Consider the following 4,987-nt stretch of genomic DNA (forward strand, 5'->3'; position numbering starts at 1 on the left):
TCGCCGCGCGGCCTGACTCAGGCCGCCACCGCGGCCGCGCGCGGCTTCACCGGCCAGTCGCGCAGCTTGCCGGGGTTCAGCAGGCCCAGCGGATCGAAGCGCCGCTTCACCGCGATCACCTCGGGCGGCAGCGGGCCGCCGGCCTTGCCGTCCTCGACGATGTTCACGTGCGGGTTGTTGATGTGGACTTCGTGCTCGCGGTGGATCTGCATGATCTCCTGCAGCCGTTCCTCGGTGCTGAAGCGCACCAGCTGCAGGCCGCTGCAGGTCATCAGGCCCGCCACGTTGCGGATGAACTCCAGGTGCATCATCACCTCGCCGCCGAGCAGCTTCTCCATCTCGATGACCTGCGCCACGTGGCGCCCCGGCACGAAGCCGCTCTGCAGGTAGGTCAGGGTCGGGTCGACCTTGAGCGCGTGCAGCGTCGTGTGGTTCCAGGTGAACTCCATCAGGGTGCGGTTGCTCTTCTGCACCTCGGCCGCGGTCTTGCGGTAGCTCACGGCGCCGCCGAAGCTCTCGACCAGCTGCAGCAGCGCCGGCTCGCTGGCCTCGGCCACCAGCGACAGCACCGTGTGGCAGCCCTTGGGCAAGTGCGCCGCCAGTTGCGCCAGGTGGTCCGAGATCGGCGCCGCATAGAACGACACCTCGCGCTTCACGATGCCCGGCGCGTTCGCGAGCCGGTCAGCGAAGTTCAGCGCGCCCTCGAAATCGGAGAAGGTCACGAGCGTCTCGAGCCACGGATGCGCGGGCGCCAGCGCGACCTCGAGCTCGAGCACCAGCCCGTTGGTGCCCCACAGGTGGTGCATGCGCATCGCCTCGGCGCCGCGCAGCTCCACCACCTGGGGTTCGGCCTCGATGGTCATCGCGCGGATGCCGAGCACGTTGCCGGGCGCACCCAGCGGTCCGTAGTTGATCGAGCCCACGCCGCCGAAGCCGCCGCCGAACAGGCCGCCGAGCGTGGCGCTGCGGTAGGTCGAGGGCACGCAGCGCATCTCCTGGCCGCTGGCCCTGGTCTGCTTCTCGAGTTCGCCCAGGCGGATGCCGGCCTGCGCGCGCGCCACGCCGGGCTGCACCCAGAGGCAGGCGTTGTAGCCCGTCATGTCGAGCACCACGCCGCCGGCCAGCGGCGTGGTCTGGCCGTAGTTGCCGGTGCCGCTGCCGCGCACGGTGATCGGCACGCCGTGGCGCGCGCAGGCGCCGACCACCGCGCGGATCTCGTCCTCGCTGCGCGGGCGCACCACCACGTCGGCATGCTTGCCCTCGAGCTGGCGCTTGAGCACCGGGCTGAACCAGGAGAAGTCCTGCGACAGCCGCACGACGCGGCCCTCGTCGGTGATCCAGTCGAGGTCGGGGAGTTCGAGCAGCAGCGGCCCGATGGAGGATTCTTGTGCGTTCATGTGGGGATCAGTCCTGGGAAAGTTCGCTCGCATGCCACGAGCCCAGCGCCACCTTGGTGAGCCAGGCCATCAGCACGAAGAGCGCGACGCCGGTGAGGGAAATCAGCAGCAGCGCGGCGAACATCCGCGGGATGTTCAGCTGGAAGCCCGCCTGCAGGATCTGGTAGGCCAGTCCCGCGCCCGAGCCGCCGGTGCCGGCCACGAACTCCGCCACCACCGCGCCGATCAGCGCGAGGCCGCTCGAGATGCGCAGGCCGCCGAAGAAGTAGGGCAGCGCGCTCGGGATGCGCAGCCGCACCAGTTGCTGCCAGCGCGTGGCGCGGTTGAGCTTGAAGTAGCTTTGCAGGTCGGGGTCGATGCTGCGCAGGCCCAGCGTGGTGTTGCTGATGATCGGGAACAGCGCCACCAGCGCCGCGCACACGGTCATCGCGGCCGTCGGGTTCTTGACCCAGATGATGATCAGCGGCGCCACCGCCACGATCGGCGTGACCTGCAGCAGCACCGCGTACGGAAAGAGCGCGGTCTCGATGCGCTTGCTCTGCACGAACAGGAACGAGATCAGCACGCCCGCCACCGTGGCGAGCACGAAGGACAGCACGGTGATCTTGAGCGTGACCAGCAGCGCGTTGCCCAGCGGTGCCCAGTCGGTCACCAGCGTCTGCAGCATCAGCCAGGGCGAGGGCACGAGGTAGGGCGGCAGCTCCATCGCCACCACCATCCATTGCCACAGCGCGATCAGCAGCAGGCCGATCGCCATGGGGTAGAGCACGCGCTGCACGCGCGGCTGGCTCAGGAGCGGCGTGCGGCTCATCGCGCGTGCTCCTCGTCGGCATGGCTGGCGCGCAGCAGGCTGTCCTGCAGCCGCCTGGCATGGCGCGCGAACTCGGGCGTGACCATGAAGTCGGCGTTGCGCGGATAGGGCTCGTCGATCTGGAACTGCTCGACCACGCGGCCGGGCCGCGCGGCCATCATCACCACGCGGCTCGAGAGGAACACCGCCTCATGGATCGAGTGCGTCACGAAGATCACCGTGAGCTTCTTCTTGCGCCAGAGCTCGAGCAGGTCGGCGTCGAGCTTGTGGCGCGTGATCTCGTCGAGCGCGCCGAAGGGCTCGTCCATCAGCAGCAGGTCGGGCTGCGTGACCAGCCCGCGCGCGATCGACACCCGCATCTGCATGCCGCCCGAGAGCGCGCGCGGCAGCGCGCTCGCAAACTTCTCGAGGCCCACCAGCGCCAGCGACTCCATCACGCGCGCATCGGCCTCCTTGCGCGGCACGCCCGCGAGATCGAGCGGCAGCCGCACGTTGGTCTGCACGCTGGCCCAGGGCATCAGCGTGGGCGACTGGAACACGAAGGACAGCTTGTGCGGGCAGTCATGCAGCTGCGCCACCGGCTTGCGCCACACCAGGAGCCGGCCGTCGCTGGGCTCGAGCATGCCCGCCACCATCTTGAGCAGCGTGCTCTTGCCGCAGCCCGAGGGGCCGAGCAGCGTGACGAACTCGCCCTCGGCGATCGACAGGTCGACCGGCAGCAGCGCCTGCGTGCCGTTGGGATAGGTCTTCTCGGCCGAGAGCACTTCCACCGCGGGCACGGCAGGCACCGTCGGCGGCGCGAGGGTGTGGGGGTCGATGCGGTTCATGGCGTGGCGACGATCAGGGCAGCACCTTGGCGTCCTTCACGAACTCGGTCGTGTAGGTCTTCGCGAGCTCGACCTTGGCCGGGTCGAGCAGCTTGGCGCTCACGAGGAAGTCGTAGCTGGCCTTGGCGCGCGTGTCGGTCATCACGCCGATGCCGAGCTTGGCCGCGTCGCCGCCCGTGATCATTCCCATCTCCTTGAGCTTGGCCACGCTGTAGGCGAGCTGGTCGTCGGTCATGTTGGGGTTGTCCTTCTTGATCAGCGCGTTGGCGGGCGCGGGATCGGCGAGATAGCTCTTCCAGCCTTCGGCCGAGGCCTTGACGAAGGCCGCGACCTGCTTGCTGCGCTCCTTCACCGTCTTCTCCATGCACGAGACGGTGGTGGCATAGGCCGGGAAGCCGTGGTCGCTGAACATCAGCACCGTGCTCTTCACGCCGGCCTTCTGGATCGCGTAGGGCTCGGAGGTCAGGTAGCCCTGCTGGGCCGTGTTCCTGTCGGCCACGAAGGGCTGGATGTTGAAGGTGTAGGGCCGGGTCTGCTCGTCCTTGAGGCCGAACTTGGCCTTGAGCCAGGGCCAGTAGCCGCGGTTGGCCTGCGCGCCGATCAAGAGCGTCTTGCCCTTGAGGTCCTCGAAGCTCTTCACGTCGTCGTGCGCGATCAGCACCTGCGGGTCCTTCTGGAAGAAGGCCGCCACGTTGACCACCGGCACGCCGCCCTCGCGCACCTGCATCATCTGGATGTCGCTCGAGCCCATGATGCAGTCGGCCTGGCCGGCCGCCATCATCTGCGTGATGTTGACCTGCGGGCCGCCCATCTTGATGGTCACGTCGAGGCCGTACTTCTTGTAGATGCCCTGCGCCACGGCCTGGTAGAAGCCGCCGTGCTCGGCCTGCGCGTACCAGTTGGTCATGTAGGTGAACTTGTCCTCGGCCTGCGCGGGCGCGGCGAGGAAGGCGATGGCGGCGGCGCCGGCCAGGGACAGTGCGAAGGAGCGCATGGGAGGACCTCTCTAGGGCGTGGGTGAAGAAAAAGGGGAAAGACGGGCCGATGCAAGAAGCAGGCTCAGGCCGGCGCGAAGGACTGCTGCACGAAGCCCTGCTGGTGACCGCGCTCCCAGGTGGCTTCCTCGCGCACCACCCAGCGCAGCGCATGCAGCTCGGTCAGCGCCTGCACCCAGCTGTCGGACAGCGTGTCGAGGATCGCCTCGCCCTGCTCGCGCGTGGCGGTGGTCGGGTCGCCGATCACGCCGCTGGGGCCGAAGTCGCGCGCGGTCCAGGCGCAGGCCGGGCGGCCGTCGGCCGACAGCAGCTTGATCGGGAACGGCGGCGGGAAGTTGGCCACCGCGCGCTCCATGTGCACCGTCTCGGGCGCGAGCGCGAGCATCAGCGCGGTCTCGGAATGGCCGGCATGCATCGCGAGCTTCTTCTCCTGCTCGCTGACCTGCTTGCTGGCCGCGCTCGGCAGCCGCGACACGCCGTGCGGCACCACCACGAAGTCGCCATGGCGCAGCCGCAGTTCGCGCGCCGCCATCTCGAGCACCTGCGGCTGGCCGCCGTGGCCGTTGGCGAACAGCAGCTTGCGAAAGCCCGCGCGGTAGACCGACTCGCCGATCTCGGTCACGGTCGACAGCAGCGTGGTGCCGGTCAGCGTCATCGTGCCGGGGAAGTGCAGGTGCTCTTCCGACTTGCCGTAGGTGATGGTGGGCAGCGCGAAGGCGCGCACCTCGGCCGGCAGCTTCTCGAGTGCCTTGCCCATCACGCCCGAGCTGATCACGCTGTCGACCGAGCACGGCAGATGCGGGCCGTGCTGCTCGATCGCGCCGCAGGGCAGCACGATGACCGTGTTCTCGCGGTCGGGCAGCGCGGCGATCTCGGTCCAGCTCAGATAGGGCAGGAAGCGGTGGGGAGGGATGTAGCCGTGGAGCATGGGGACGGTCCTTGGAGTGGTTCTGTTCG

5 protein-coding genes are annotated in these 4,987 nt (G+C 68.9%); all 5 read right to left on the minus strand.

The features are described from left to right. Nucleotides 1-17 precede the first annotated feature (17 nt). The gene (locus AC27VN_RS32435) at nucleotides 18-1,397 is read right to left on the minus strand and encodes an FAD-binding oxidoreductase (RefSeq protein ID WP_398501501.1); all 1,380 of its coding nucleotides are present in this window, start codon (nucleotides 1,395-1,397) and stop codon (nucleotides 18-20) included. A 7-nt stretch (nucleotides 1,398-1,404) separates the two neighbouring features. Beyond that, nucleotides 1,405-2,208, minus strand: coding sequence for an ABC transporter permease (locus AC27VN_RS32440; RefSeq protein ID WP_093348306.1), 804 nt, complete (start codon nucleotides 2,206-2,208; stop codon nucleotides 1,405-1,407). Continuing rightward, on the minus strand, nucleotides 2,205-3,035 hold the full coding sequence (locus tag AC27VN_RS32445) for an ABC transporter ATP-binding protein (RefSeq protein ID WP_490879224.1): 831 nt from the start codon (nucleotides 3,033-3,035) through the stop codon (nucleotides 2,205-2,207). The genes AC27VN_RS32440 and AC27VN_RS32445 overlap by 4 nt, the downstream gene beginning before the upstream one ends. 13 nt (nucleotides 3,036-3,048) lie before the next feature. Beyond that, nucleotides 3,049-4,029, minus strand: coding sequence for an ABC transporter substrate-binding protein (locus AC27VN_RS32450; RefSeq protein WP_057596987.1), 981 nt, complete (start codon nucleotides 4,027-4,029; stop codon nucleotides 3,049-3,051). A gap of 65 nt (nucleotides 4,030-4,094) precedes the next feature. Then, entirely contained in the window at nucleotides 4,095-4,958 is an 864-nt protein-coding gene (locus AC27VN_RS32455) for a creatininase family protein (RefSeq protein WP_093348298.1), read from the minus strand. Between the last annotated feature and the right edge of the window lie 29 nt (nucleotides 4,959-4,987).

Source organism: Variovorax sp. 20P10.2.4 (genome assembly GCF_058244205.1).

Excerpts from the sequence above, each read along its gene's own strand:
- AC27VN_RS32435 (WP_398501501.1), bottom strand. The coding sequence starts at position 1,397 with ATGAACGCACAAGAATCCTCCATCGGGCCGCTGCTGCTCGAACTCCCC.
- AC27VN_RS32440 (WP_093348306.1), bottom strand. The coding sequence starts at position 2,208 with ATGAGCCGCACGCCGCTCCTGAGCCAGCCGCGCGTGCAGCGCGTGCTC.
- AC27VN_RS32445 (WP_490879224.1), bottom strand. The coding sequence starts at position 3,035 with ATGAACCGCATCGACCCCCACACCCTCGCGCCGCCGACGGTGCCTGCC.
- AC27VN_RS32450 (WP_057596987.1), bottom strand. The coding sequence starts at position 4,029 with ATGCGCTCCTTCGCACTGTCCCTGGCCGGCGCCGCCGCCATCGCCTTC.
- AC27VN_RS32455 (WP_093348298.1), bottom strand. The coding sequence starts at position 4,958 with ATGCTCCACGGCTACATCCCTCCCCACCGCTTCCTGCCCTATCTGAGC.